Source organism: Halorubellus litoreus (assembly GCF_055378595.1).
Map to the genome: position 1 here is coordinate 2,776,042 of NZ_AP043836.1, position 24,686 is coordinate 2,800,727.

Below are 24,686 nucleotides of genomic sequence, written 5' to 3' on the forward strand. Positions count from 1 at the left end.
GCAAGCCGCCGCGACCATCCGCGTTACTGGACGGGGACGGTCTTGACGTCCTGACTGCGTTCCTTCAGCAGCACGCGGTGCCCGCAGTACGGACAGCGCACGCCACCGTAGCCGTCGAGCGACACGTCGCGCTTGCACCGCGAGCACTTGTAGCTCATTCGCCCTGCTCCTCGAGTGCGGCGCGGATGGACCGGCGGACGCTCTTGCCGCCGGGCGTCTCGGGGCTGTACGTGCCACCGGCGAACTTGTGCCCGCAGCGCTGGCACACCCAGATGCCGGTGCCCTTGCGGTCCACGGCGTCGGTGCCGCAGTCCGGGCAGGCGTGGTCCTTGTTCATGTCGCGCTCGATCTCCATGACGCGGCGGCGGGCCACGCGCCCGTATCGGGCGCCGAATCGGCCGGCACTGCCGGTGCGTCCCTGCTTCTTGGCCATGATACTCGCTGATACCGCTACGGCACAGTTAAACCTGTTGAGTCGAGGCCGCGACGACGCCGTGGGAACTCCCCGCAAGCGCCGCTGGAGCGGTCCGCTGGTGGCGGTGCGAGGATGCCGGGATGGTTGGTGAGCGACTCGCTCGTGGCGTGGTGTGCTCGCCCTGGGTGGGTCAGGCGTCGATGGCGTTCGCGGTGGTGACCTCGTAGCAGATGAGCGCGAGGGCGCCGACGAGCGCGACCGCGAACAGCGGGAGGGTCGCGAGAGTGTCGGCGGCCCCGCCGCCGGAGTCGGCGACGGCGGCGGTGGCGCGCTCCGCGAACAGGCCGGTGGCGACGATGCCGGGGATGGCCGCGAGCACGAAGTCGGCTCGACGCATCTCGTCTAATGAGATGTAATTACCACGGAAAGGCCTTGTGGACGACACGAATCGCGAAGCCGTTCACGCGTCCGGTTCTGGCGTCCGCGTCTCGCCAGTTCCGGGCCCGTGGCGGGTCACGCGGATTCCGTCCGCGACGACGGAGAACAGGACGACGCCGTCGGTCCCCATCGACTCGAACCACTCGACGGTCTCGCTGGCGCCGGAATCGAGTTCGAGCGCGACCGTCGGCGTCTCGCCGTCGGCGACGAGGTCCGCGGACAGCCAGTACTCGCCAGTCGCCAGTTCGACCTGCCGCGAGACGTCTCCGACGCGCACCGTCCCGCGGACTGGCGATTCCTCGGTGAGGCCGCGTTCGCCGACGGACACCACCACGTCCGCGACCGCGTCCTCGCGGAGCCACGGCGGTGGGTTTCCACCGGGGACGGACCCGCCCGCGGTCGTCGCCGTCGCGGTCGACTCGCCGAGTGACCCGGTACAGCCAGCGACCGCACCAGCGAGGGCACCGCTGACCAATGCAAGTGCGCTGCGTCGGGACGGCATACCGGAATCGACTCCCGGCCGCGGCAAGTGTCTTCGGGAGGTCGCGCCGAGTCGAGCGAGTGGTGACCGGGGCCTTACCGCAGGTCCTCGTCGTCGAGCGCCGCGTTCAGGTCGTCGCGCACGCGCTCGCCGGTGTCGCGGTCGCCCGCGGTCGTGACGATGCGGTTCTCCTGGACGCTGGAGCCGTCGCGGACGAGCAGGCGGACGTTCCCGTTCTTGTCCGCGCGCGTCACCTTCGCCGTGATGCTCGCCTGCGAGCCCCTGCCGCTGGCGTCGATGGGGCCCGGGATGACCTTCTTCACGTGCGGGTACGCCGCGACCGTCTGGATGGCGCGCATCCCGGTGCGGCCGCCGACGAGCGTCGAGTGCGACCCACCGATCTTCTCCAGTGGCGCGGCGTCCACGGTCTCCAGGGCTTCCTCGCCGCGACTCCCGATCGCGGCGTCGACGGGGTCGTCGCCGTCGACGCGGAAGAACTCGAAGTGGCTCTGCGCGCGCACCGACTGGATGACGTCGCGGTCGCCCGCCGCGTACACCGCCTCCGGGCGCTTGCGCATGATCTCGTCGGCGACCCGGCCCGCGAAGTTCCGCAGTTCGACGACGCCCGTCTCCGCGCCGTCCTCGGGCGTCGTCGTCACCGTCGTCTCCCCGACCACTTGGTCCTCGTCGAGCATCGTGATCGCCGCGCGGTCACGGGCCGCGTCGAGGACGACGCCGTCGGCGTTCGCGGTGCGGCACTCGAGACAGAAGTCTCCGGGCTTCTCGAGTTCCATGCCGCACCGCGAGCATCGCATACGCTCGGCTTGGTCGCTCCCACGGAAAAGGAGTGCGTTCCGGTCAGTTCTCGACCCCCGCCCGCGTCGAGGCGACGGCGACGGTCGACGTCAGTCGTCGAGTCGCGCGAGCAACGCCATCACGTACACGGTGCGGAGCATCGTTGCGCTCGCGCCGCGGTCGAAGACGAGTTCGTCGGTCTCGAGGACGTGCTCGAGGACGTCGCCGGAGGCGTGCTCTGGTGCCGCCGCGATGCCGGCGTCCTCGTCGGCGACCCACTGCATCACGCGGAGGTCGCTCTTCGAGTCCCCCATGACGAGCGAGAACGGGTCCGCGACGTCGAGGACGTCGAGCGCGGCTTCGACGCCGACGACCTTGTTCAGTTCCAGGCTGCCTATCTCGGCGGCGTCGGCCTCGTAGTACGCCACGTCGATGCGCTCGAAGACCTCCGCGACGGCCTCGGGGACGTCCTCGACGTCGACGTCGGGGAACCCGCCGACGCCCTCGAGGACGCTCCGAATCTCGGGGTCCGCGGCCGCGTAGAACCGGCGCGCCCACGCCGCGGCCGGTGCGAGGTCGTCGGCGTCCGCGGACCACGCGTCGAACGATTCGACGTCGTCCTCGGGGCTCGGATGGCCGTCGACGACGTCCGCGACGACGTCCCCGAGGAGGTCGAGTTCGTACACGAGCGCGTCGTCGATGACCTCGCGAGCGCGCTTGCTCCCGGTCTCGAAGTTCGGTTTCATCGTGACGTTGAACTCGTTCCCCTGGAGGTGCGTGCCCGTCCGCAGGTGCTCGGGGGCTTCGGAGAGGATGCGCGAGCGCACGTCGTCGAACACCGCGCGGATGTCCTCGCCGAGGTCCTCGTAGAGCAACTGCTTGGTGTCGGCGCCGTGCCCGGGCGTGAACACGCCCGTCCCGGCCTCGTAGACGACGGAGAGGTCGCCGGAGTGCACGAGTTCGCTCCCGAGGCCTTGCGTGATGAAGCCCTTGACGTTCTCGAGGGTCTGGCCGGTACAGATGACGATGGGGATCCCGGCTTCGTGGAACTCGGTGAGGACGTGCAGGGTGTCGCGGGGGATCTCGTTGTCGGTGTTCCCAGCGGACCGCAGCGTCTCGTCGACGTCGAGGACGAGGACGTTCGGCGCGCGGTCGTACTTGGCGAGGAGGTCGAGGGCGGTGAACGCCTGGTCGCGGCTGGCGACGGAGGCGACCTCGGCGAATGTCTCGCCGGCACTGAAGCGTTCGCGGACCTCGGCTTTCCGGCGGTCCAGTTCGTCGTTTGCCTGCTGCCAGTGGTCGAGCGCGACCCTGGAGTCGACGGCGGGGAAGACGTCGACGAACTCCTGGTAGTCCCGGAGCGTCCCGGTCTCGAACTCCTCGTAGAGCGCGTACAGTTCGTCGTACAGTTCCATACCGGAAGCGCGCCCGCCGTCGGGTTAAACGTAGCCCTGCGACGACGCGGAGACCTCGGCGTGTCTTCGCTCGCGAGCGGGGTGCTCCTGGGTCGGGTCGCTCGGCGCGTGAGAGAGAGGGGAGAGAGTTGCGGTGGGTGGTGGCTGGCACGGAAACGTTGCTGGGCCTGCCGAGAGTACTGTGGCACGGGTCCTCTCGGCGTCGACAGGCTGACACCCACCGGCACCTCATACTTTACTCGGTAGAGAATAAATCTTTTGACGATGGGGTGCATTGGGAACGCTATGCAAGCTATCGCAGTCCGCCGCGGCGGGGATCGCCCCGTCCGCATCGAGAAACCACGACCCGAACCAGGGTCGGGCGAAGCCCTCGTGCGGACGCTCCGCGTCGGCATCGACGGCACCGACCACGAGGTCATCGACGGGAGTCACGGCGGGTTCCCCGACGGCGAGGACCACCTCGTCCTCGGGCACGAAGCGGTCGGCGTCGTCGAGGACCCGAACGGCACCGACCTCGAAGAAGGCGACGTCGTCGTTCCGACCGTCCGCCGACGCCCGAACGGCGAGAACGAGTACTTCGCTCGCGGCGAACCCGACTACGCCCCCGACGGCCAGTACCACGAGCGCGGCATCGTCGGCGCGCACGGCTTCATGAGCGAGTACTTCACGAGCCCCGCCGAGTACCTCGTCGAGATACCCGAGGAACTCGCGGACCTCGGGTTCCTCGTCGAACCCGCGAGCATCAGCGAGAAGGCGTTCGCGCTCGCGTTCGCCGCCCGGTCCGCGTTCGACTGGCAGCCCGAGACCGCCGCCGTCCTCGGGAACGGCAGCCTCGGCCTCCTCACGCTCGCGATGCTCGACGCGAGCGACCGCTTCGAGCGCCTCTACTGTCTCGGTCGCCGCGACCGCCCCGACCCAACCATCGACGTCATCGACGACCTCGGCGCGACGTACGTCGACTCTCGGGAAACGCCCGTCGACGAGATACCCGACGTGCACGAACCAATCGACTTCGTGTACGAAGCCACCGGGTACGCGCCCCACGCGTTCCAGACCGTCGACGCGCTCGCGCCGAACGGCGTCGGCGCGCTCCTGGGCGTCCCCGGAGACTGGGAGTTCGAGGTCGACGGCGGCGCCATTCATCGCGAACTCGTCCTCCACAACAAGGCGCTCGTCGGAAGCGTCAACTCCGGCGTCAGCGACTTCGAAGCCGGCGTCGACACCCTCCTCGGGCTCGACGACGCGTTCCTCGACGACCTCGTCACGGGCGTGTACGGTCTGGACGAACTCGACGCGGCGTTCGCCACCGACGACAGCACTATAAAAACGGCCGTCGAATTCGGGCGTAGATGAAGAACGTCGACGACCTCATCGAGAGTGCAGCCGAACTCGCCGACCGCGGCCTCAGCAAGGGCGAGATCGCAGACGAACTGAACGTGTCCCGCGAGACCGCGAGCTGGCTCGTGGAGCGCTCGGGCGCGTCACCCGCCGCCGACGCGGGCGCCAGCGACGGCCCGAGCGGCCCGCACGACATCCACGTCGACTGGTCCGCCATCGGACGGGACTCCTGGCGGCTGTCGACGATGTCCGCCGCGATGGCCGACCTCCTCGAGAAGGAGGGCGATTCCGTGGACCTCACCATCGGCATCGAGAAGGCGGGTGCACCCATCGCGACGAGCATCGCGCGCGAACTCGACACGGACCTGGCGACGTACGCGCCCCGCAAGCACCAGTGGGACGAGGGCGACCTCGACGACCTCGGCGGGTCGTTCTCGCGGAACTTCGCGCAGATCCGCGGCCGCGAGTGCTACGTCGTGGACGACATCATCACGAGCGGCACGACGCTCACCGAAACCATCGAAGCCGTCAAGAAGCAGGGCGGGAAGCCCGTCGCCGCGTGCGTCCTCGTCGACAAACAGGGCCACGACGAGATCGACGGCGTCCCCGTCTACTCGCTCCTGCAGGTGCTGCGCGTCGGGAACGACGAGTGACGACCGACGCCTGAACGCGTACCGGTGCCTTCCCGGACGAGCACCCCGGTCCTGGTTCTCGTCGCCAACGCGGTTGCTCCCTGGTCTCGGTCGTGCTCGGTTGACCACGCCACCACCACCCACACCGGTCGTGGTAGGGTTTCTCATACGTTCGTGCGGTTCGCGGGCTGAGGCCCGATATTCCACACCGCAAAACTCGGAACAAACAGCAGGTCATATAAACTCGCCAGCCCTACTAGAGGGCAAGCGGCAGGGCCACCAGGCGGCGCCGTAAACTATTCCCATGTCATCAGACGAAACAGGTCACGTCTACCGATTGCATTCGACACTCGAACTGCCTCTCGAAGACGTTCGAGAGTACTTCGACAACGACCCGGAACTCCCCGTCGACGTCGACGACGTGGACATCACGCGTCGGAACAACACCCTCATTCTCAAGGCCATCGCCGAGGACAAGGTCAGCAAGTACACGCCGACCGCCCAGCTGAAGGCCAGCGTCACGGAGGTCCGCGTGTACGAGGAGGACCCCGACGAGGTGAACAACGGGCCGACGTGGGGCGACGAAGAGGAAGAGGAGATCGAGAGCGAGCTCGTGGAGTTCGCGGCGTTCAAGGGTGACCGCGAGACCGTCCTCCAGAACTCCCTCTTGCAGTACGAGATGTTCCAGGTGCTCCGCGAGATAGCGAAGCTCGCGGACAAGGGCACGCTCACCGCCATCACGAGCCAGGACGGCGAGCTGACCGCGCACCGTATCGTCGACGGCGAGGAACGCCCGGCGAAGATCGAGGTCGTCGAAGGTCCCGGCGAGAACGAGGAGGGGAAGAGCGGCGTGAACTGGCGCGACAACAAGTTCATCAGCTGATACTGCGGCGCGAGCGGTGCGGCGAGACGAGCGGTTCGGATTCTCGACGGCTGTCTGTTGTGCGGAGCGACCGCGTCGCGCAGCCGAAGGAGTGACCTGACGTGGTTGGGTCTGTCAGATGACGTAGTCCGTGAAGGTCTCGAGGACGCGGTCGGCGCCGCGGACGATGGCGCTCGCGTCGTGGTATCGCCACTCGCCGCCGGCGTAGACGGCGATGAACGGCGCGGACGTGTGGTAGCCGACGGGGACGCGGAGCGACGGTTCGACGGGCACCCAGTCGTCGTCGCCGATACGCACGGGGTCGTGGGCGTAGGGGAGTGCGGGGACGTCGTCGGGGTGGACGCCGAGGAGGACGTGCCCGGACTGGAAGAGGAGCGCGGTCCGGCAGTCGAACGCGTGGTGGAGGAGGCCGGCGAGCAGGTACGTGCGGTCCTTGCAGTCGCCGACGCCGGCGACGAGGGTCTCCTCGACGGTGCGGTGGTAGTCGTACGCGCCGACGGTGTCGGCGTCGTACCCGTACTCGATGGCTTGCACGAACCGCACGAGGGCGTCGAACCGTCGGCCGGCGGAGAGCGACGCGAGACCGCTGTCGGTGTCTCGGTCGTCTCGGCTGTCGTCGCGGCCGTCGGCGCGGTTGTCGTCGCGGTTGGCGTCGGGGCTGTCGTTGCGACCGTCGTCCGGTGTTCGTCTCCTCGTCTCGGGGCGGCGAGCGTCCTGGTCGAGGGATGCGAGCAGGTGCGCTGCGACCGGGCTCGCCAGGGATTCCTCGTAGGTCCGGACGTAGCCGCGGTCGGCGGCGACGGCGGCCTCGTGCGTCGACCGCCGCACTCGGTAGTCGACCGCCCACGTCGCGTCGGCGACGTCCCGCCAGCGGTACGTCAGCGCGTAGTCGTTCCGGTCGCGTCGACGCTCGAAGTCGCCGCCGTCGACCGCGGGCTTGGCGTCGGCGACGCGCGGTGCACGGACGGCGTCCCCGGCGGACGTCCACGCGTACGGTGCGGACTCGCAGAGGTACGCGCGTCGTTCGCCGTCGAGCCCGGGGCGTGCGTACACCTCGTAGAACCAGGGGTCGCGGTCGCGTTCGACCGTCCCGTCAGCGACCTCGACGGTGACCGTCGCCGTGGGCGTGTCCGCGTCGACCCGGACGCGGTCGGTCCTCGCTCGCGCTCGCACGCGACCGTCGGGGTACGTGCGCCTGCAGACGACGACCCGGAACGGGTCGCGTGGGTCGGTCGCGGTCACGGAGACGGTCACGGCGTCGTCGTCGACGGCGTCGATGCGACCGGTCAGTCCTGGGTCGCGGACGACGGGGGTCGCGCGCGGCTTCGGTGGGGCGCTCCACAGGCCGAGGTGTCGTCGAGCGGCACGTAGCGTCGTGTCGCCGAGGAGCCCACTCCCGACCAGCGCTCCCGATGCCAGGAGCTGGCGGCGGTCCATTGCTGGCTCCTTGCACCCCAGAATGACAATCGTACCGCCCCGATACCTGCTGGTTGGTTACCAGTCGACGACCACGTGACGACGCGACCGGGGTGGCGGTCGCGGCGCGCGAAGCGGGCCGCGGGACGCCATCGACAGAATGGGATTCCTGGGGTCAGACTCCGGGGACGCCGTACGCGTCGACCGCGGTAACGCCGAGGAGCGAGAGGAGCGAGAGGACGAGGAGCGCGGCGATCCACGCGAACACGCCGATGAGGCCGGCGCGCAGCCAGCCCGCTCGATACCGCCACTTGACGACGCCGACCCAGACGACGAGCGCGAGGACGCTCGCGAGCGACCCGAGGGAGACGTCCGCGAGCGAGAACGCGACCTCGACGCCCGTCCACGCGAGCGACCCGAGGAGTGCCGTGACGACGGCGTACGTGTAGTCCTTGCCCTTGAGCGCGAACGTCGCGCCGAGGTGGATTGCGACGCCGCCGACGAGGAGCGATACGACGAACACGATGACGCTGGAGACCGTCGTTGCCATACTCCGCACGACGCCCGGGGGTGGGATAAAACGATGGCCGCGATGCTTCGACCGGCGTCGCCTCGCAGCGTCGCCGCGGGCCGAGTCAGCGTTCGCGTTCGAACGTCGCGTCGGCGGACGTCCGCCCGTCGTTCCAGGAGAGAACGGTCGCTTCGATGACGTCCCCGACCTGCACGCTCGCGGGGACGTCCTCGACGAACAGCACGAACCCTTCGACCTTCCCGACGGCGATCGACTCGCCGGAGTGATGCGTGGTGAACTCGTGCACGCCGAACTCGTAGGTCTCGCCGAGGTCGACGGGCGGGTCGCGCTTCTGGGCGTCGGCGTGCGCTCGCTCGGACTTCCGGGCTTCCGCGTTCTTCCCTTTCCGGAGGACGAGCAGCGCGAATCCGGACCCGACGACGGCGATCGCGGCGGCGGCGACGACGTAGACGTACTCCATGCGCGGTCGGTCGACCGCGAGCGAGTTAAACGCCGGTGACTCGCCCGCAGCGCCCGCGTCGACGCGTCGCGTCGGTCGTCGTTGCCCGGTGGTCGCCAACGTCTCTTGGCCGCCACCCCAATCGCTTTCAGGGCATAGCGTCTCGCACTCACCATGACGACACCACCGCGAACGGCGAGCGACGTACCGCACGCGAAGGACATGCCGATGCTCGGCCTCGGGACGTGGCAGAACGAAGACCCCGAGCAGTGCGCGGAGTCCGTGCGGACCGCGCTCGACATGGGGTACCGACACATCGATACCGCGCAAGCGTACGGGAACGAGGCGGCCGTCGGCGACGGTATCGAGGCGGCGGACGTCGACCGCGAGGACGTCTTCCTCGCGACGAAGGTCTGGATCGACAACCTCAGTCACGACGACGTGCTCGCGACGACCGAGGAGAGCCTCGAGAAGCTCGGCGTGGACTACGTCGACCTCCTCTACGTCCACTGGCCGTCCCGAACGTACGACCCAGCGGACACGCTCGCGGCGTTCGACGCGCTCGCGGAGGACGGCACCATCGAGCACGTCGGCGTGTCGAACTTCGAACCCGAGCACGTCGCGGAGGCGGAGGAGATACTCGCGGCGGACGTGTTCGCGAACCAGGTCGAGTGTCATCCGTTCCTCCAACAGGAGGAGCTCCGGGCGGCGTGCGACGAGCACGACGTCGAACTCGTGGCGTACTCGCCGCTCGCTCGCGGGAGCGTGTTCGACGAACCCGTCATCTCGGAGATCGCGGGGAAGCACGACGTGAGCGAGGCGCAGGTGAGTCTCGCGTGGCTCCGCGAGCAGGGCATCACGGCGATCCCGAAGGCGACGGGGCACGCGCACATCGAGGACAACTGGCTGAGTCTCGGCGTCGACCTGGACGACGGCGACCTGGAGCGCATCGGGCGGCTCGACCGCTCGGACCGCGAGGTCGACCCCGGGTTCGCGCCCTGGTAGCGTGCTCGTGGTCGCGACCGGTCGCACACCGCGGTTCGCGTCCGTTCGCGTGGCGGCGAGAGCCGTAAGCGTTCAAACGGTGGGGGGCGTGCGGTAGCGTATGAGTGGTCTGGTCGAGGGGGTCGCGGTGGACGTGCGGCGGCTCCACGAGTCGTGGATGGCGCTGTTCTTCCCGCGGCAGCGGACCGAGGAGTCGCAAGTGCTCGGGAAGTGGACGCCGGAGACGACGAGCGGGATGGTCGCGTACCGCGCGTGGAGCGCGCTCGGCGCGCTCTTCGTGCTGGTGGGGTATCCGCTCGCGCTCGCGGGCGTCGTCCTCCGGTACCTCGCGTGGAGCGCGGATTCGACGTCCACGCGCCTGGGGCTGCTGGGGACGCTGTTCCTCGCGGTGCTGGCGTGGGGTGCGCTCGCGGCGGCGTCGTACTTCCGGTTCACGTTCAGTGGGTTCATCGCGATGGTGGCGGCGGCGCTCGTCGCGACGGCGTGCGCGGGGCTGGCGTTCCTGTTCTCGCAGGTCGGTGGCCGAGCCACGACGGTGCTCGCGGCGTATCCGGCGGCGGTGACCGCGTTGTTCCTGCCGCCGGTCGTCGCGGCGTTCTACTCGCCGGCGCTCGGCGACGTCGTGTTCGGCGGGAGCGAGAGCGTCGCGGCGTGGTTCCTCGACAACGTCCTCGCGCTCGGTGGCGTGAACGACTACCTGCGGACCGAGTACGACCTCACCGGGGTCGCGTACGTCGCGATGTGGCTCGCGGTGTCCATCCCGCTCGGATGGCTCGTCGGGATTCTGGTGTCACTCGCGAACGCCGCCCGGCCGACCGCGTAGGTCGTCGCGACTCCGGGGACGGGTCCGGCGGGGGGTTCCGCGACCGTCATCTTCTCGTCGTCGCACTCGTATCGACAGGTATGGAGTTCACTCAAGGCACAACGATCGGTCTCTTCCTGCTCGTCGTCGTCGTTGGCGTCGGCGGCTTGCTCGCTTCCGGCGTGATGGCGGCGTCGACGATCTTGATGATGGTGGCACCGTCCGTGCTCGTCTTCGGTGGGCTGTGTCTGTTCCTCGGCGTGAAGCACGGCGAGCACCGCGCGGGCGGCGGCGGTGACGGGTCGCGACAGTTCGGCGGGTAGCCCCAGCAGTTCTTCGTTCTCCGGTGCCGCCGCAATCGTGCAGTCCCTCGCCGAGCGCGTGCTGTGGGTGTGGGTCTCGGCTGTGGGTATCGGTCGACGCTGCGTCAGCGCCATAAATGAGCGTCCGTATTCGCCCCACGGCTCTTCATGCAGTTGCGTTCGCGAGGAAGAACTCCGTGTCCGTTCCCGACCGTTCGCTCGCCACTGAATCGACAGACAGCGGCGGATTACCGGCGTTCGAGCCGCGATAATCTCCACCGCCAGAATGTTTAAATATTATCCTAACAGTGGATAAGATGTATCTCATGAAGCTCGAGATCACCGACGATTCGACGACCGAGCGCACGGTCCCCGTCGACGGCGGTTCCAGCTGTAGCTGCTGCACGTGCAGCTCCTGCTGTTGTAACGCCAACTGACGGGGAGCCAGCAGCGCCGGCGGGCCGCCAGTGCGCTGCACTCCCGGACGCATCGACCGACGACCGCCGTCGCCACCCGGTCCTCTCGCAGCGGGGGCGACGGCGCCGACTCGAACGACCCCGCTCCCGTGACGCCTCCTCCACGAGGACCCACCATCGCGACTCGACGCCACGACCCACGGAGACCCAGCGCTATGACCCACGGAGACCCAGCGCCATGACCACCGAACTCGGAGTGACGACCGACGGACACCCAGTGCCACGATTCACGAACGCGACGCGCCGACCGACGGAGGACCGGTGCGATGACTGACGGAGGGCGAGCGCGATGAACGTCGACCTGAATCGACTCCGTCAACTCCGGAGTCAGCGCTTCGACCCGACGGTCGCGCGACCGCGCGAATCGTACTTCAACGAGTACACTGGGCGGGCGTTCGAGTCCGGGAACGTCGCGGAGCGGTTCCACGAGAACACGAAACTGACGCGTCAATCCGAGTTCCAGCTGGGTCCTGCGGCGGGGACGTTCACGGGCGACCCGTCGCTCGGGTACGCGCAAGCGCGCCTCCAGCCCGACCACGCCGACGCGGACCTCGTCGACCTCCCGCCGACGGACGGCCTGGACGACCGGTTCGACACGGTCGTGGTGACGCGTCGAAGCCGTCGAGCGATGTCGGGCGAAGGTATCTCGCTCCAGGACCTGTCGACGCTCCTCCAGCACGCGTGCGGCGTCACCGGGAAGGACGTCGTCGGGGAGACGGGCGACGGGCACGATGACGTCGAGAAGCCGTTCCGCGCGTACGCGTCGGCGGGTGGACTCTACCCGGTCGAGGCGTACGTCGCGGTCGTCAACGAGGGCGCTGACCTCCCGCGGGGCCTGTACTACTACGTCCCCGAGGAGCACGCGGTCCGCGTGCTCGACCGCGACCCGGACGTGGTCGACCGAGTGGACGACGTCATCTCGATTCCACGTGACGTCCACGACCCGACGGACGCCGCGGTGTCGGTGTTCCTCACGGGCGCGTTCTGGCGGGCGATGGCGAAGTACGGGCCGCGCGGGTACCGGTTCGTCCTCCAGGAGTCCGGGCATCTCGCGCAGAACCTCCAGCTCGCGGCGAACGCGGTCGGGCTGGCGTCGGTGCCGCTCGCGGCGTTCTACGACGACGAAGCGAACGACCTCCTCGGCGTCGACGGCGTGAACGAGGCCGCAGTCTACAGTATCTCGGTCGGGCAGCTCGACCACGGAGGCGATCCATGACAGACGAATCAGCAACGCACGACGCGCTGGACGTGACGTATCCCGCGTTCAACCCGACGGTCGTCCCAGCACAGGTCGACGAGAACACCCTCCACGTTCGCGCTGGCCCGTGGAGCGGCCCCATCCTCACGCTCCGGGACGCGGACGAGGACGACGGCATCACCGCGCTCGTGGACCGGATCGACGGCGAGACGCACGTCGAGGACGTCCTCGAGGGGTTCGAGGGCGCGGAACGCGAGGAGGTCCTGGACGCGCTCGCGGCGCTCGCCGAGAACGACGTCGTGTACGACGCGAGCGACGACGCGGACCCACTCCATCACCATCTCGCGATGCGGCATCGGTTCCGGGCGGCGGACGCGGACCGCGTCGCGTCGAAGACGGTCGCGCTCGTCGGCGACGCCAGGATGGTGCGTCACGTCGCGGAGGACGTGCTCGCGCTCGGCGTCGGCGACGTCGGCGTCGTCTCGCTCGACGACGCGACCGCGGGCGGCGGAGCAACGGTCGGCGAGGACGCGTCGACGGCGGGCGGCGACGCCGCGCGAGTCGAGGTCGACGGCGTCGCTGGCGGGGACGCGTTCGCGTACGTCCGCGACGACGACCGGTTCGAGGTGTTCGAGCGCGATGCGCTCCACGAGGTCGTCGCGGCCGCGGACTTCGTCGTCTACGCGGGGACGCGCCCGCGACCGACGCTGCTCGCGGACCTGAACGAGGCGACGCACGAGGCGGGGACGCCGTGGGTGCTCGGGCAGGCGCTCGGGTTCGACGGCGTCGTCGGGCCCGCCGTCTTCCCCGGGGAGACCGCGTGCTACGAGTGCTTCGAGCGGCGAACGCTCGCGAACGTCGCGAACCGCGAGGGCTACCTCGGGTACCGGGACGCGGTCGAGGTCGACGACCACCTCGCGGCGCGCTCGCTCCCGATGCTCGAACGCGCGGTCGCCGGCTACCTCTCGCTCGACCTCGTGCACCTGCTCGCGTTCGGCGTCGGATTCACCGCGGGTGCGGTCGTCACCGTGAACGCGCTCGACTGCGCGACCACCACCGAGGACGTCCTGCGCCTCCCGCGCTGCCCGACCTGCGGCGTCGACCCGGACGACGGCCACTCGCCGTTCGTCTCGCTCGACGACGTCGTGCACGCCGACCGCATCCGGGGGTCGACAGAGACCGCTCGGGGAGGTGACTGACCGTGCTTGAGACCGCTCGGGGAGGTGCGTGACCGTGGACGTCCACGTGCACGACACGCCCATCGACGCGAACGCGGGACGGCTGCTCGGCGAGCACACGGGCATCGTGAACTCGCTGCACCTCATGCAGCAGTCCCGCCACGAGCCGCGGGCGACGCTGTGCACGCCCGACACAACCGACGTCGCGTACCTCGCTGACGCCGACGCGCCCCTCGAACTCTCGCTCGGCGGGAAGGCCCGCGACCTCGAAGGGTCGTTCATGAGCGCGCTCGGCGAGACCGTCGAACGCTACTGTCTGTGCTTCCCGCCGGCGCTCGACGACCTCGAGATGGCGACGTACGAGGCGGTCGCCGAAAGCGAGCGCGTCGTCGACTACGAGCACCTCGACATCTGGGGCGACGGCGTCTACGAGCAGCGACTCGCCGAGTTCTCGCGCGACGTCGAACTGCCGTGGACGACCGGCACGAACCTCCTCACGGGCGAACCGGTAGCGGTGCCCGCGGACCTCGTGTGGGCGGACGTCGGGTCGCTCGCCGCGACGGAGACGCGACTCCTCGGCACCTCGAACGGCTGCGCCGCGGGCCCGGACGTCCCGTCGGCGCTCCTCGGGTCGCTCTACGAACTCGTCGAACGCGACGCGTTCATGCGGTCGTGGGGGCGCCAGGAGCCGCCGACGCGGTACGACCCCGCGTCCATCCCGGGCGTCGACGACTTCCTCGACGACCACGTCGACCGGGCGACGACCGCGCACGCGTTCGCGTACGACTCCCCGCTGGACGTGCCGACGCTCGGTGCGGCGCTCGTGAACGACCGCGACGAACGCCCGAAGTTCCTGCTCGGCGGCGGCGCTGACGTCGACCCCGTCGACGCCGTGCTGTCGTCGCTCGTCGAGTGCGTGCAGGGATGGCCGTACGCCGCCGAACTCGCCGTCGAGTACGACGTCGACGACCTCGACCCGGCGGACCCCGAGGACAACTTCGACGCGAACGTCCTCTACTACACGCTCCCCGAGCACTTCGACGAGGTCGCGACGCTGTTCGAACGCGACCCGGAGCCCGTCCCGTCCGAGGGGTTCCCGGACCGCTCGGACTGGTCGACCGAGCGCGCGCTCGAGTTCGTGCTCGACGAACTCGACGACGCGGGGTTCACGCCGATCGCGTTCGACCTGACGACGCGGGACGTCCGCGACGTCGGGCTCGCCGTGACGCGCGTCGTCGTCCCGGAACTCGTGCCGTTGACGCTCCCGTTCGCGCTCCCCGAGAACCATCCGGCGTTCGACGGGGACGAACTCACCGACCGACCGCATCCATTCCCGTGAACGCAATGGTCCACAACGCAGCGAGGTTGTACCCGAGATGAGCGAGCACCGGCACGACGACGGTCCCGGTCGCGACGTACGCGACGGCGTACGCCACGCCATCCCAGGTCTTCAGGGCGACCTCTCGGCGGCCGCGAGCGACGTGCGCGAGCCCGAACCCGACGGCGGAGGCGGCGACGAACGCGACGTCGCCGTACGCGCTCGCGAGCGGGGCGAGCGCCGTCCGGAAGACGAGTTCCTCGGGGACGACCGCGAGCAGCATCGGTGCGGCGTACGCGAATTCGCTCGTTCCGCGTTCGACGGCCGCGCCCGTGACGCGTTCGACGACGGCGGTGTCGAGCAAGTAGAGCGCGACGCCGGCGGGGAGTGCGAGCGCGAACGCGGGCTCGAACCGGAGCGTCGGCGCGACCGGTCCGCCGAGGACGAGCGCGCTCGCGAACGCTATCGACAGCGCGGCGTACACCCAGCGGTCGTGCTCGCGCCGGTACGCGTACCCGACGCGCGGGCCGAGCACGACGACGCCCGCGAACGCGACCGGCACGACGAGGACGTACGCGAGCGCGACGGCGGCCCACGCGACCGTCACGCGACCCGCCTCCGCGGTCGGCGGCTCGGGTCGCGGTCCCGTGGCGTCACTCGTCGCGCTATCTCGCGGCCGTCGTGCATCGTGCCCGAGCGGTCACCGCGGACGCACATCACGCTGACGGACCGCGACGCGACGGGGGTGGCGTCGACATGACCGACGCCTCGTTCGACGTGACGCCTCGCCGTCCTGCGTTCACGGAGCGCGTCGAACTCCGGCTCTCGGGCGTCGACCCCGGTGCGCGCGTCGAACTCTCGGCGCGGATGCCGGACCGGTCGGGCGTCCTCGAGTCGTCGGCGACGTTCGAGGCGGACGGCGACGGCGTCGTCGACCTCGCCGAGCACGCGCCGGTCGACGACGCGTACGACGGCGCGGACGCGATGGGGTTGTTCCGGACGCTGTCGATGACGACCGAGCGCGACCTCGCAGCGCCCGACGAAGCCGTCACGTCGCTCGTCGTGGACGTGACCGCGCGCGTCGACGGCGAACCGGTCGCGGAGACGACCGTCGAGCGCGTGCTCGCGCCCGAGGGCGTCACGGCGTCGGTCGTCGACGACCGCGGCGTCGTCGGGCGGTTCCTCGAACCCGCGGGCGACGGCCCGCACCCGGGCGTGCTCGTGCTCGCCGGTGGCGGCGGCGACCCGCCGTGGAAGGTCGGGCCGCTGCTGGCGAGCGAGGGGTACGCGGTGCTGGCGCTCTCGTACTTCGGCCCCGAGGTCGACGGGCGGCCGGACGCGCTCGACGGCATCCGCATCGAGTACTTCGAGCGTGCGCTCGACTGGCTCTCGAACCGGTCGAGCGTCCGCGCCGCCCCGTTCGGCGTCGTCGGCTGGTCTCGCGGCGCGAACGCCGGCCTCCTGCTCGCCGCGCAGAACGCAGAGATCGGCGCGGTGGTCGCGTACGCGCCGAGCAGCGTCGTCTTCCAGGGCATCCCGGACGGCTGGGGGAGCGTCGGCACGCCGTGGACGCGCGGCGGCGTCGACGTTCCCTTCGTCCCGTACTCGTTCGGGAAGCGGTTCGTGCCCGGTGCACTCGGGCGGTTCGTGAAGCGCGACGAACTCGAACTCCGCCCGATCTACGAACGCAGCATCGAGCAGGCCGACGACGACGTCGTCGCGGACGCCCGCATCCCCGTCGAGCGCGTCGCCGGCCCCGTCCTCCTCGTCTCCGGGACCGACGACGCGCTCTGGCCGTCCAGCCGGTTCTGCGACGAGCTCGACGCGCGCCTCGACGCGCACGACCACGCGTACGCTCACGAGCACCACTCGACCGACGGCGCCGGGCACGTCGTCCCGGTGCCGTACGACGCGACGCGCACGGACGTCGGCGACATCGTGCCCGGGCTCTCGCTCGCCGGCGGCGGCTCGGTCGACGCGAACGCTCGCGCCGCCCGGTCCGCGTGGCCGCTCGCGCTCGCGTACCTCGACCGGGGGCTCGACCCATGACCACGTCCGAGTCCACGACGACCGATCACGCAACGACCGAGCGCGCGCACTCGACGACCGACCATTCCAGGACACACATGGCAACCGACCACGCATCGACCCAGACGACGCAGCGAGCGGACGACGCCACGGGCGTCGCCCCATGGTACAGGCAGACGAAGAGCTTCGCTCGGCGGTCGCTCCGCGAACTCGCGCGCAGCAAGGTCGCGCTGTTCTGGGCGATCCTCTGGCCGGTGTTCTGGTACTTCCTCACGATGGTGCTGTTCATCAGCGAACCACAGGGCGTCCCGGAGGCCGAGTTGGCGGCGGTGATGGCGGACACGAAGGCGACGAACGCCATCTCGTTCGGGCTGTTCGGCGCGTTCACGGTGACGCTCGTCTCGTTCGCGCAGAACTTCACCGCCGACCTCGAGGAGAAGCGCTACCGGAAGCTCCGGTCGCTCCCCGTCTATCCGTCGGCGGACCTCACCGGGCGGTTCCTCGCCGGGTTCGTGCTCGCGCTCGCGTCGTTCTGGAGCGTCATCGCGGTCGGGTACGTCGACGGCGCGAGCTTCGACCTCCACAGCGTACTCTCGGTGCCGGTCGTGCTCGCGAGCCTCCTCCTGTTCTGTATCGTCGGGATGTCGACCGCGGTCGTGCTCTCGGCGGTCGTCACGAAGGGCGAGTACCTCACCGTCATCACGAACACCACGCTCCTCGTCCTGTTCTTCTCCACGGGCTTCAACGGCGTCCAGCCCGCGATGTCGCCGCTCGCGGACTACGTGAACCTCGTCCCGAACTCGCTCGCCGCACGCCTCCAGGTATACCACCTCACGGACGTCCATGGAAGCGCGGCCGCGAGCGCCGGCGTCACGCCGCCGGAACTCCCCGCGGACCCCGTCTACCTCGTCGTCCTCCTCGGGTTCGCGGTCGCGCTCTGGGGTGTCGCCGTCCTCACGATGCGTCGCGCCGTCTACGGGGGTGATGCGGGTGAGTGACGCGCTCGCGGTGAGCGCGACCGGCGTCCGGAAGACGTTCGGCGACGCGGTCGTGCTCGACGACGCGGACCTTCGCGTGCCGGCGAACGACGTCACGCTCCTCATGGGGCCGAACGGCGCCGGGAAGACCATCCTCCTGTCGTGTCTCTGCGGCGCGCTCTCGCCCGACGACGGCGACGTCGAGGTGCTCGGGCGGTCGCCGACCGAGGCCAGAACCGACCTCTCGTTCATGATCCAGGGCGGGCTCGCGCTCCCGGACCTCACGGGCCGCGAGAACCTCGAGTTCTACGCGGGCCTCCACCCGCGAGCGACCGACGAGTGGCGCGACATCGTCGACTGGCTCGACCTCGACAGGGACGCGCTCGACAAACCCGTTCGCGACTACTCGGGCGGGATGACGCGCAAGCTCGAGCTCGCGGCGACGCTCTCGGTCGACGTCCCGCTCTACCTGCTCGACGAGCCGAGCGCGGAACTGGACATGACGACGATCGACCGCCTGCACTCGTACCTCCGCGACCTCGTCGACGACGGGAAGACCGTCGTCTTCACGAGTCACGAACCGATGGACGCCGACATCGCGAGTCACGTCGCGTTCGTCCAGCACGGCGAGCGCGTCGCCGCCGGCGACCCCGACGCGCTCCTCGCGGACGTCCCGCGCGTCCTCCGCGTCGACGGCCGTCGGCTCGTCGGCGACGTCTCCGAGTTCGTCCGCGACGGCCGGCTGTTCGAGGACGGCCAGGAACGCCGCGGGTTCCTCCAGGACGGCGCGACCGTCGACCTCGCGAAACGCACGATTCCGGACGACTCGAACCGGGAGAAGGTCGCCGCGGCCGACCCGACGTACGCGGACATGTTCAACTACTACACGCGCGTCCGCTCCTGGGACTGACGCCCGCGGAACGGACGCCTCGCCGACGCGTCCCTCGCCGACGCGTCCCTACATGTAGCCGAGGTCCCGGAGTCGCGCCATGATGTCCTCCTTGTCCTGCGCGCGCCCCTCGCGCTCGGTCGTGCCCTCGACGTCCTGGGTCCACGCGGCGCGGTCGTCGTTCGCCGCCGACCCCTCCTTCGTGCCGAGGCTCCGGTAGCCCTCGAAGTACAGCGGGTGCACGGGGAGGTCGAGGACGTCGAGGTCGTCGGGGAGGTCGAGGACGTCGACGGGCACGTGGCCGTCCGGGTAGCCGGGGACGCTGTCGGGGACGACGTACCCCCAGATGGCGTCCCAGACCGCGCGCTCGTCGAACGCGAGGATCGGGTGCACGCGGTCGTGGGGCGGGTACTTCTCGGCGTCGTGACGCGGACTGAAGAACGTCTCCGTCGCTCTCGCGTCCTGCTCGTCCCATCGGATGCCGGAGAAGACGCCGTCGAACCCGCGGTCGGTGATGGTCTCGTTGAGCGCGACGGTCTTCAGGAGGTGGTTGCCCGCGAGCGTGTCCGGCGAGAACACGAACGCGTCGTCGTCGTACTCGAGGACCTCGCGGAGTTCGCGCTGCGTGTGCTCGGGGAGGTCCGCGACCGCGACCTCGCTCCCCGGCTCGAAGCTCGCGAACGCGTCGTTGCGAGCGACGACCAGTTCGAAACCCCACTCGTCGGCCCAGCGTTCGGCGAACGCGAGCGTCTCCTCGAAGTGACGGTAGTGGTCGAGGAACACGAGCGGTGGCAGGTCGAACCCGCCCTCGACGGCGACCTCGCGGACGACGTACGCGACGAGCGTCGAGTCCTTCCCGCCCGTGAACATCACGGCCGGGTTCTCGTACTGTTCGAGCGCCGTCCGGACCGTCTCGGCGGCGACCGCGAACTTCGATTCGAGCGACGCGTAGTCCGCGGGCGTCTCACTCGCCCCGCGCTCGTAGTCCACTGTGACGTACTCTGGGAACGTACTCATGTCCCTCTTGACGCGCCCGGAGGTATTGGTTGTATGCCGACAACCAGTAGCACAGGAATCGGCTACCAAAGCTCGATGCGAGTAGCCGCCGGCTACGTGGTCGAGCGTCGAAGAATCGAACGGAGACGCTGCGTCGCGGGCCGGCCGCGAGTCGACGGTCGGCCGTCAGTCGGCCGCAGTCACGTGTGTCAGTCGTCAGTCGCCCGCCGTTACATGTAGCCGAGGTCGCGCAGGCGCTCCATCAGGTCCTCCTTGTCCTGGGCGCGGCCCGCGCGCTCGGTCGTGTTGTCGAGGTCCTGGAGCCACGCGGGTTCCTCCGCGGACTTGTCCGTACTGACTTCGCTCCCGAGCGAGCGGAAGCCGGCGAAGTACTTCGGGCTCACGGGGATGTCCTCCTGCTCGATGCCCTCGGGCAGGTCCGTGTCGCTCTCGGGGACGTAGCCCTCCTCGGGGTAGCCCTCGACGACGTCCGGGATGGTGAAGTGCCAGAACGTGTCCCAGACCGCGCGCTCGTCGAAGTGCAGGATGGGCTGGATGCGGTCGTGGGGCGGGTAGATGTCGGGGTCGTGACGCGGACTGAAGAACGTCTCGTCCGCGCGCGCTTCCTGCTCGTCCCAGCGGACGCCGGAGAGGATGCCGTCGACGTCGTGCTCCTCGATGGCGTCGTTGAGCGCCACCGTCTTCAGGAGGTGGTTGCCGACGTACGTGTCGAGCAGGAACGGGAACGAGTCCTCCTCGTACTCGAGGATGTTCCGGACGTGATGCTGGTTGTGGTCGCTGAGCTCGTCGATCTCGATGTCGTCACCGGGCTCGAGGTCGCGCTCGTCGACGATGGAGCCGATGTCCTCGTTGCGCGCCCAGATGACGTCGAGGTCCCACTCGTCGGCCCAGTGCTTCGCGAAGTCGATGAGTTCCTCGAAGTGCTGGAAGTGGTCGATGAAGACGACCGGCGGCACCTCGAGGTCGAAACGGTCGGCGACCTCCTTGACGAAGTACAGCGTGAGCGTCGAGTCCTTCCCGCCGGTCCACATGACGACGGGGTTCTCGTACTCCTCGAGGCCCTTCTTCGTGACCTCGATGGCTTTCTCGATCTTGTGTTCGACCGAGGGGTAGTCCTCGGGGTTCTCGCCTTCGCCGTCCGTGTAGTCGACGTCGAGGTAGTCGGGGAAGTCGGCCATCTGTAATGAGATGTAATTAGAGCCTGGGTTAAGGGTCTTTTGGACGACTCAGCACGCGTTATGGTACGTCTTACCACGACAATGCGGGCGTTTCGGACACCTACCAGCATCCCAGAATTCGCCCGAATCGACCAGTTCGCGGGCCGATACACTGCACCCGAACAGCCGGAAGGTTGATTGGCACTTACCGACACCACTGGTGCATGGAATCGACGCGGAGCGTGGGTGTCGTCGCGCTCGTCCTCGTGATAGTGACGAGCGGCTGCATCGGGTTCGTCACGGGCGAGGAGGCGCTCGTCTACCAGGCGAACGAGGTGAGCGTCGACGCGGACGCGAAGACGGCGAGCGGATACGAACGGCAACTACGCGAGGAACTGGTCGTGAACCAGACCGTCTCGGACCGCCGGATCGAGGTCACGAACTGGTACCTGCGGTACGAGAAGTACGACGACATCGCCGAGGAGACCACGGGCGTCCTCGCGGTCGTCTCGACGCATCGCGTCGACGTGTTCGGGCACACCACGAACCCGTACGCGAACATGAGCTACAGCGGTATCCTCGCGAACCTCACCGCGGACTACGACACCGCGTTCGGGAACCTCGAGAACGCGCGGTTCGTCGAGAACAAGACCGCGTCCGTCCTCGGGAAGGACGCGCGCGTCGGCGTGTTCGCGACGAACACGACGTTCGGCGGCGAGGAGGTCGAGGTGAAACTGTACGTCACCCGGGTGCGTCACGGCGACGACATCGTGCTCGCCATCGGCGGCCACCCGACGAAACTCCCCGCGGGCGAACAGGAGATCCTCACGATGATCGAGGGCATCAAGCATCAGACCGACGAGAACGAGAGCGCGACCGAGCGCGTCGCACCGGCCGGCTTCGACGCCGCCAACGCCGGGGCGATGGTCGTCGCCGACGCGAACTGAGCGACCAGTTCCACACAGCGAGTCGAACGGACGGAGTTCGACCCGCGACAATCAGTCTTCTTCGAGTTCCCCGGGGCGACGAGCGGCGCGTGCGGCGTCGACCGCGGCGACGTTCTCGTCGACGTCGTGCACGCGAACGACGTCCGCGCCGCGGTCGGCGGCGAGCGCGGTCGCGGCGACCGTCGCCGAGAGCCGGTCGTCCTCGTCGCGGTCGATGGCGCCGAACATCGACTTGTGGGAGTGCCCGACGAGGACCGCGCAGTCGAGCGCGGCGAACTCGTCGACGCGCCCCAGCAGTTCGAACGACTCCGCTGGGGTCTTCCCGAACCCGAGCCCGGGGTCGACGACGATATCCTCGCGCGCGACACCGGCTTTCTCCGCGAGCAAGACCTGTTCGCGGAGCTGGTCGAGGACGTCCTCGACGACGTCGTCGTACGCGACGTCGTTCTCCGGGTCGACGGGCGTGTCGATGGAGTGCATCACGCACAGCCCGGCGTCGTGCTCCGCGGCGACGAACCGCATCTCGGGGTCGGAAAGCCCCGAGACGTCGTTCACGACGTCCGCGCCCGCGTCGAGCGCGGCGTCCGCGACCGCCGCCTTCCGCGTATCGACGCTGATGGTGACGTCGAGGCCCGCGTCGCGGATGGATTCGATGACCGGGACGACGCGGTCGATCTCGTCGTCGACCGTGACGGGGTCCGCGCCCGGACGCGTCGACTCCCCGCCGACGTCGACGACGTCCACGCCGTTCGCGACCATCTCCTCGGCGCGCGCGACCGCGTCCTCGAGGCGGTCGTACTCGCCGCCGTCGAAGAACGAGTCCGGCGTCACGTTCAGGATACCCATCACGGCCGTCCCATCCGTCCACGGCCACTGCGGGTCGGCGTTCTCGTCGTCGCCGTCGCCCTCGACGGTATCGGAACCCGTGCCGTGGGGCGCGTCGAGGGCGAGTGCGTCCCGGAGTTCACTGGCGAACCGGGCGAGGCCGTACGGGCCGTCGTCGAGCGCGGCCGCGAGTCGCTCGAACTGCGCGAGCGTCCCCATGAGGACGACGTCCACGCGCTCGTCGTTCCCGTCGAGTCCCGAAACGGCGCACTCGCCGCCGACGCGCAGCAACGCCTCCTTGAGCGCGTTCGCCTGGCGCTCCTGGAGGCGCGTCCGCAGGACGCGATGCACGCCCTCAGAGCGGAGTTCCGCGACGCCGCCGTCGGTGACGTTCGCGCCCGCGAGCGTCCGCTCGGCGTCGTCGAGGTCGCGTATCGTCTTCGGGACCTCGATGCGCGTCCAGCGCTCGCGGGCCTCCGCGACCGCGAACAGCGACCCCGTGACGAGCACGCAGTCCTCCGACCCGGCGGCGTCGAGCGCGGCGTCGAGCGCGCTCGCGACCGACTCCCGTGGCGTCACCGTCTCGGCGTCCGCGCCGAAGACGCGTCCGAGGACGTCGGCGTCCTCGCTTCGGTCGAGGTCCGGCTCGCACGGATAACAGTGCGCGGGCGTCGGAATCGCCTCCGCCATCCCGCGGTGGTCCTTGTCGTGCATCGCGCCGACGACCAGGTGGAGGTCGCCGTAGTCGAACGTCGACAGGGTCTCGGCGAGCCCCTCGAACGCACCCGGGTTGTGCGCGCCGTCGAGCACCGTCAACGGCTCCTGGGAGACCACCTCGAACCGGCCCGGCCAGTGCGCAGAGCGCAGGCCCGTGGCGAGCGTGTCGTCGCTCACGTCCGCGACCTGGCGCGCGAGCGTCGCCGCGATGCCCGCGTTCACCGCCTGGTACTCGCCCAGGAGCGGGATGCGGACGTCGAGCGCACCGTCGGCGTCCGTCTCGATACCGACCGCCGCCTCCGCGTGATTCGTCCGCCCCTCGTACGCGACGCGAACGTCCGCGTCGTCGTCCGTGCCGACGGTGACGACGTCCCCCGCCTGCTCGCGGACCGCCGCGAGCGCCTCACCGGTCGCACCAGTGACGAGCGGTGCGTCAGCCGGCGCGACGTGGGCCTTGTCGGTCGCGATCTCCGCGATCGTGTCCCCGAGCACGCCCGTGTGCTCGAGGGTGACGCTCGTGACCGCACTGGCGGCGGGGTCGACGACGCTCGTCGCGTCGAACTTCCCGCCGATACCGACCTCCAAGACCGCCACGTCGACCTCGCGCTCCCCGAAGTACCACAGCGCGAGCGCCGTCATCGTCTCGAAGAACGTCGGCGACTCCCCGTCGGCCGCCCGCGCCGAGACGTGGGGCTTCGCTTCCTCGACGAACTCGCCGAGCGCCTCGCGCGTGACCTTCCGCCCGTCGACGCGAACGCGCTCGCGGACGTCCTCCAGGTGCGGACTCGTGAACAACCCGACCGTCAGGTCCGTCTCCCGCAGCACGGACTCCACCATCCGCGCCGTACTCCCCTTCCCGTTCGACCCCGCCACCTGCACGAACTCGCAGCCTTCGTGCGGGTCGCCGAGGTGCTCGAGGAGGCGCGCGGTCGACGCCGTCCCCGGACTCGGACGGTACCGCCGCAGGTCGAACAGGAAGTTCGCCGCCTCGTGATACTGCATGCCTGTAGTCACCGGACCGCGGCGCTTAGGCGTGTCGAAGGCGGGTCACCCAAGTCGGCGTTTC

General features: G+C 69.5%; 26 protein-coding genes. 13 read left to right on the forward strand and 13 right to left on the reverse strand.

Going from position 1 to position 24,686, the window contains the following annotated elements; genetic code table 11:
- Positions 1 to 23 precede the first annotated feature (23 nt).
- The 6 genes from ACZ48X_RS18085 to ACZ48X_RS18110 all read right to left on the reverse strand — a co-directional run bounded on the left by ACZ48X_RS18085 (position 24) and on the right by ACZ48X_RS18110 (position 3,544).
- Positions 24 to 158 carry a DNA-directed RNA polymerase subunit P gene (locus tag ACZ48X_RS18085; protein WP_227134824.1) on the reverse strand — a complete coding sequence of 45 codons (135 nt, stop codon included), beginning with the start codon at positions 156 to 158 and terminating at the stop codon, positions 24 to 26.
- A complete protein-coding gene (locus ACZ48X_RS18090) occupies positions 155 to 433 on the reverse strand; it encodes a 50S ribosomal protein L37ae (protein WP_336348364.1) in 279 nt (92 codons plus the stop codon). The genes ACZ48X_RS18085 and ACZ48X_RS18090 overlap by 4 nt, the downstream gene beginning before the upstream one ends.
- Before the next feature lie 172 nt (positions 434 to 605).
- Positions 606 to 812 (reverse strand): hypothetical protein, encoded by a 207-nt coding sequence (locus tag ACZ48X_RS18095; RefSeq protein ID WP_336348363.1) that lies wholly within the window; start codon positions 810 to 812, stop codon positions 606 to 608.
- Positions 813 to 875: 63 nt separating this feature from the next.
- Positions 876 to 1,355, reverse strand: a complete 480-nt coding sequence (locus ACZ48X_RS18100) for a hypothetical protein (RefSeq protein ID WP_336348362.1) — start codon at positions 1,353 to 1,355, stop codon at positions 876 to 878.
- Between the two features lie 74 nt (positions 1,356 to 1,429).
- Positions 1,430 to 2,149 (reverse strand): DUF2103 domain-containing protein, encoded by a 720-nt coding sequence (locus ACZ48X_RS18105; RefSeq protein ID WP_336348361.1) that lies wholly within the window; start codon positions 2,147 to 2,149, stop codon positions 1,430 to 1,432.
- Positions 2,150 to 2,239: 90 nt separating this feature from the next.
- Positions 2,240 to 3,544 (reverse strand): HAD hydrolase family protein, encoded by a 1,305-nt coding sequence (locus tag ACZ48X_RS18110; protein ID WP_336348360.1) that lies wholly within the window; start codon positions 3,542 to 3,544, stop codon positions 2,240 to 2,242.
- Positions 3,545 to 3,829: 285 nt separating this feature from the next.
- Here ACZ48X_RS18110 and ACZ48X_RS18115 point away from each other — a divergent pair, with 285 nt between their 5' ends.
- The 3 genes from ACZ48X_RS18115 to ACZ48X_RS18125 all read left to right on the forward strand — a co-directional run bounded on the left by ACZ48X_RS18115 (position 3,830) and on the right by ACZ48X_RS18125 (position 6,397).
- On the forward strand, positions 3,830 to 4,897 hold the full coding sequence (locus tag ACZ48X_RS18115) for a glucose 1-dehydrogenase (protein WP_336348359.1): 1,068 nt from the start codon (positions 3,830 to 3,832) through the stop codon (positions 4,895 to 4,897).
- A complete protein-coding gene (gene gfcR, locus ACZ48X_RS18120) occupies positions 4,894 to 5,535 on the forward strand; it encodes a transcriptional regulator GfcR (protein ID WP_336348358.1) in 642 nt (213 codons plus the stop codon). Before ACZ48X_RS18115 ends, gfcR begins: the two co-directional genes overlap by 4 nt.
- Before the next feature lie 283 nt (positions 5,536 to 5,818).
- Positions 5,819 to 6,397: a DUF7110 family protein gene (locus tag ACZ48X_RS18125; protein WP_336348357.1), complete on the forward strand. Its 579-nt coding sequence runs from the start codon at positions 5,819 to 5,821 to the stop codon at positions 6,395 to 6,397.
- Positions 6,398 to 6,511: 114 nt separating this feature from the next.
- Here the strand turns inward: ACZ48X_RS18125 and ACZ48X_RS18130 are convergent, their stop codons facing one another.
- The 3 genes from ACZ48X_RS18130 to ACZ48X_RS18140 form a co-directional block, all read right to left on the reverse strand.
- Entirely contained in the window at positions 6,512 to 7,834 is a 1,323-nt protein-coding gene (locus ACZ48X_RS18130; RefSeq protein WP_336348356.1) for a hypothetical protein, read from the reverse strand.
- 154 nt (positions 7,835 to 7,988) lie between these two features.
- Positions 7,989 to 8,363: a hypothetical protein gene (locus ACZ48X_RS18135; protein ID WP_336348355.1), complete on the reverse strand. Its 375-nt coding sequence runs from the start codon at positions 8,361 to 8,363 to the stop codon at positions 7,989 to 7,991.
- 85 nt (positions 8,364 to 8,448) lie between these two features.
- The gene (locus tag ACZ48X_RS18140; RefSeq protein ID WP_336348354.1) at positions 8,449 to 8,805 is read right to left on the reverse strand and encodes a hypothetical protein; all 357 of its coding nucleotides are present in this window, start codon (positions 8,803 to 8,805) and stop codon (positions 8,449 to 8,451) included.
- A 153-nt stretch (positions 8,806 to 8,958) separates the two neighbouring features.
- Between ACZ48X_RS18140 and ACZ48X_RS18145 the strand changes: the two genes are divergently transcribed.
- From ACZ48X_RS18145 to ACZ48X_RS18170, 6 genes are all read left to right on the forward strand, one after another.
- Positions 8,959 to 9,789 carry an aldo/keto reductase gene (locus ACZ48X_RS18145; RefSeq protein WP_379761775.1) on the forward strand — a complete coding sequence of 277 codons (831 nt, stop codon included), beginning with the start codon at positions 8,959 to 8,961 and terminating at the stop codon, positions 9,787 to 9,789.
- A gap of 100 nt (positions 9,790 to 9,889) precedes the next feature.
- Positions 9,890 to 10,612 (forward strand): hypothetical protein, encoded by a 723-nt coding sequence (locus ACZ48X_RS18150; RefSeq protein ID WP_336348353.1) that lies wholly within the window; start codon positions 9,890 to 9,892, stop codon positions 10,610 to 10,612.
- A gap of 80 nt (positions 10,613 to 10,692) precedes the next feature.
- On the forward strand, positions 10,693 to 10,914 hold the full coding sequence (locus tag ACZ48X_RS18155; protein WP_336348352.1) for a DUF7333 family protein: 222 nt from the start codon (positions 10,693 to 10,695) through the stop codon (positions 10,912 to 10,914).
- 744 nt (positions 10,915 to 11,658) lie between these two features.
- Positions 11,659 to 12,585 carry a SagB/ThcOx family dehydrogenase gene (locus tag ACZ48X_RS18160; protein WP_336348351.1) on the forward strand — a complete coding sequence of 309 codons (927 nt, stop codon included), beginning with the start codon at positions 11,659 to 11,661 and terminating at the stop codon, positions 12,583 to 12,585.
- The gene (locus ACZ48X_RS18165; RefSeq protein ID WP_336348350.1) at positions 12,582 to 13,766 is read left to right on the forward strand and encodes a TOMM precursor leader peptide-binding protein; all 1,185 of its coding nucleotides are present in this window, start codon (positions 12,582 to 12,584) and stop codon (positions 13,764 to 13,766) included. The genes ACZ48X_RS18160 and ACZ48X_RS18165 overlap by 4 nt, the downstream gene beginning before the upstream one ends.
- Before the next feature lie 28 nt (positions 13,767 to 13,794).
- A complete protein-coding gene (locus tag ACZ48X_RS18170; RefSeq protein WP_336348349.1) occupies positions 13,795 to 15,084 on the forward strand; it encodes a YcaO-like family protein in 1,290 nt (429 codons plus the stop codon).
- Here the strand turns inward: ACZ48X_RS18170 and ACZ48X_RS18175 are convergent.
- Positions 15,056 to 15,670 (reverse strand): CPBP family intramembrane glutamic endopeptidase, encoded by a 615-nt coding sequence (locus tag ACZ48X_RS18175; RefSeq protein WP_336348348.1) that lies wholly within the window; start codon positions 15,668 to 15,670, stop codon positions 15,056 to 15,058. The genes ACZ48X_RS18170 and ACZ48X_RS18175 overlap by 29 nt on opposite strands.
- Before the next feature lie 149 nt (positions 15,671 to 15,819).
- On the opposite strand from ACZ48X_RS18175, the gene ACZ48X_RS18180 reads away from it, so the two are divergent.
- The 3 genes from ACZ48X_RS18180 (at position 15,820) to ACZ48X_RS18190 (ending at position 18,978) form a co-directional block, all read left to right on the forward strand.
- The gene (locus ACZ48X_RS18180; RefSeq protein ID WP_336348347.1) at positions 15,820 to 17,112 is read left to right on the forward strand and encodes an acyl-CoA thioesterase/bile acid-CoA:amino acid N-acyltransferase family protein; all 1,293 of its coding nucleotides are present in this window, start codon (positions 15,820 to 15,822) and stop codon (positions 17,110 to 17,112) included.
- A gap of 77 nt (positions 17,113 to 17,189) precedes the next feature.
- Positions 17,190 to 18,089: an ABC transporter permease gene (locus ACZ48X_RS18185; protein ID WP_336348346.1), complete on the forward strand. Its 900-nt coding sequence runs from the start codon at positions 17,190 to 17,192 to the stop codon at positions 18,087 to 18,089.
- Entirely contained in the window at positions 18,076 to 18,978 is a 903-nt protein-coding gene (locus ACZ48X_RS18190) for an ABC transporter ATP-binding protein (RefSeq protein WP_336348345.1), read from the forward strand. Before ACZ48X_RS18185 ends, ACZ48X_RS18190 begins: the two co-directional genes overlap by 14 nt.
- A 48-nt stretch (positions 18,979 to 19,026) precedes the next feature.
- Here the strand turns inward: ACZ48X_RS18190 and ACZ48X_RS18195 are convergent, their stop codons facing one another.
- Positions 19,027 to 19,974 (reverse strand): phosphoadenosine phosphosulfate reductase family protein, encoded by a 948-nt coding sequence (locus ACZ48X_RS18195; RefSeq protein WP_336348344.1) that lies wholly within the window; start codon positions 19,972 to 19,974, stop codon positions 19,027 to 19,029.
- Between the two features lie 209 nt (positions 19,975 to 20,183).
- Positions 20,184 to 21,152, reverse strand: coding sequence for a phosphoadenosine phosphosulfate reductase family protein (locus ACZ48X_RS18200; RefSeq protein ID WP_336348343.1), 969 nt, complete (start codon positions 21,150 to 21,152; stop codon positions 20,184 to 20,186).
- Positions 21,153 to 21,355: 203 nt separating this feature from the next.
- Between ACZ48X_RS18200 and ACZ48X_RS18205 the strand changes: the two genes are divergently transcribed.
- Complete coding sequence (locus ACZ48X_RS18205; protein ID WP_336348342.1) at positions 21,356 to 22,078, forward strand: DUF6517 family protein; 723 nt, start codon at positions 21,356 to 21,358, stop codon at positions 22,076 to 22,078.
- 51 nt (positions 22,079 to 22,129) lie between these two features.
- Here ACZ48X_RS18205 and folP read toward each other — a convergent pair whose 3' ends face one another.
- Entirely contained in the window at positions 22,130 to 24,622 is a 2,493-nt protein-coding gene (gene folP, locus ACZ48X_RS18210) for a dihydropteroate synthase (protein ID WP_336348341.1), read from the reverse strand.
- Positions 24,623 to 24,686: the final 64 nt, after the last annotated feature.

Excerpts from the sequence above, each read along its gene's own strand:
- ACZ48X_RS18205 (WP_336348342.1), top strand. The coding sequence starts at position 21,356 with ATGGAATCGACGCGGAGCGTGGGTGTCGTCGCGCTCGTCCTCGTGATA.
- ACZ48X_RS18195 (WP_336348344.1), bottom strand. The coding sequence starts at position 19,974 with ATGAGTACGTTCCCAGAGTACGTCACAGTGGACTACGAGCGCGGGGCG.
- ACZ48X_RS18165 (WP_336348350.1), top strand. The coding sequence starts at position 12,582 with ATGACAGACGAATCAGCAACGCACGACGCGCTGGACGTGACGTATCCC.
- ACZ48X_RS18110 (WP_336348360.1), bottom strand. The coding sequence starts at position 3,544 with ATGGAACTGTACGACGAACTGTACGCGCTCTACGAGGAGTTCGAGACC.
- ACZ48X_RS18100 (WP_336348362.1), bottom strand. The coding sequence starts at position 1,355 with ATGCCGTCCCGACGCAGCGCACTTGCATTGGTCAGCGGTGCCCTCGCT.
- ACZ48X_RS18200 (WP_336348343.1), bottom strand. The coding sequence starts at position 21,152 with ATGGCCGACTTCCCCGACTACCTCGACGTCGACTACACGGACGGCGAA.
- ACZ48X_RS18095 (WP_336348363.1), bottom strand. The coding sequence starts at position 812 with ATGCGTCGAGCCGACTTCGTGCTCGCGGCCATCCCCGGCATCGTCGCC.
- ACZ48X_RS18150 (WP_336348353.1), top strand. The coding sequence starts at position 9,890 with ATGAGTGGTCTGGTCGAGGGGGTCGCGGTGGACGTGCGGCGGCTCCAC.
- ACZ48X_RS18130 (WP_336348356.1), bottom strand. The coding sequence starts at position 7,834 with ATGGACCGCCGCCAGCTCCTGGCATCGGGAGCGCTGGTCGGGAGTGGG.
- ACZ48X_RS18185 (WP_336348346.1), top strand. The coding sequence starts at position 17,190 with ATGGCAACCGACCACGCATCGACCCAGACGACGCAGCGAGCGGACGAC.
- ACZ48X_RS18135 (WP_336348355.1), bottom strand. The coding sequence starts at position 8,363 with ATGGCAACGACGGTCTCCAGCGTCATCGTGTTCGTCGTATCGCTCCTC.
- ACZ48X_RS18145 (WP_379761775.1), top strand. The coding sequence starts at position 8,959 with ATGACGACACCACCGCGAACGGCGAGCGACGTACCGCACGCGAAGGAC.
- ACZ48X_RS18085 (WP_227134824.1), bottom strand. The coding sequence starts at position 158 with ATGAGCTACAAGTGCTCGCGGTGCAAGCGCGACGTGTCGCTCGACGGC.
- ACZ48X_RS18155 (WP_336348352.1), top strand. The coding sequence starts at position 10,693 with ATGGAGTTCACTCAAGGCACAACGATCGGTCTCTTCCTGCTCGTCGTC.
- gfcR (WP_336348358.1), top strand. The coding sequence starts at position 4,894 with ATGAAGAACGTCGACGACCTCATCGAGAGTGCAGCCGAACTCGCCGAC.
- ACZ48X_RS18190 (WP_336348345.1), top strand. The coding sequence starts at position 18,076 with ATGCGGGTGAGTGACGCGCTCGCGGTGAGCGCGACCGGCGTCCGGAAG.
- ACZ48X_RS18140 (WP_336348354.1), bottom strand. The coding sequence starts at position 8,805 with ATGGAGTACGTCTACGTCGTCGCCGCCGCCGCGATCGCCGTCGTCGGG.
- folP (WP_336348341.1), bottom strand. The coding sequence starts at position 24,622 with ATGCAGTATCACGAGGCGGCGAACTTCCTGTTCGACCTGCGGCGGTAC.
- ACZ48X_RS18115 (WP_336348359.1), top strand. The coding sequence starts at position 3,830 with ATGCAAGCTATCGCAGTCCGCCGCGGCGGGGATCGCCCCGTCCGCATC.
- ACZ48X_RS18105 (WP_336348361.1), bottom strand. The coding sequence starts at position 2,149 with ATGCGATGCTCGCGGTGCGGCATGGAACTCGAGAAGCCCGGAGACTTC.
- ACZ48X_RS18090 (WP_336348364.1), bottom strand. The coding sequence starts at position 433 with ATGGCCAAGAAGCAGGGACGCACCGGCAGTGCCGGCCGATTCGGCGCC.
- ACZ48X_RS18160 (WP_336348351.1), top strand. The coding sequence starts at position 11,659 with ATGAACGTCGACCTGAATCGACTCCGTCAACTCCGGAGTCAGCGCTTC.
- ACZ48X_RS18180 (WP_336348347.1), top strand. The coding sequence starts at position 15,820 with ATGACCGACGCCTCGTTCGACGTGACGCCTCGCCGTCCTGCGTTCACG.
- ACZ48X_RS18125 (WP_336348357.1), top strand. The coding sequence starts at position 5,819 with ATGTCATCAGACGAAACAGGTCACGTCTACCGATTGCATTCGACACTC.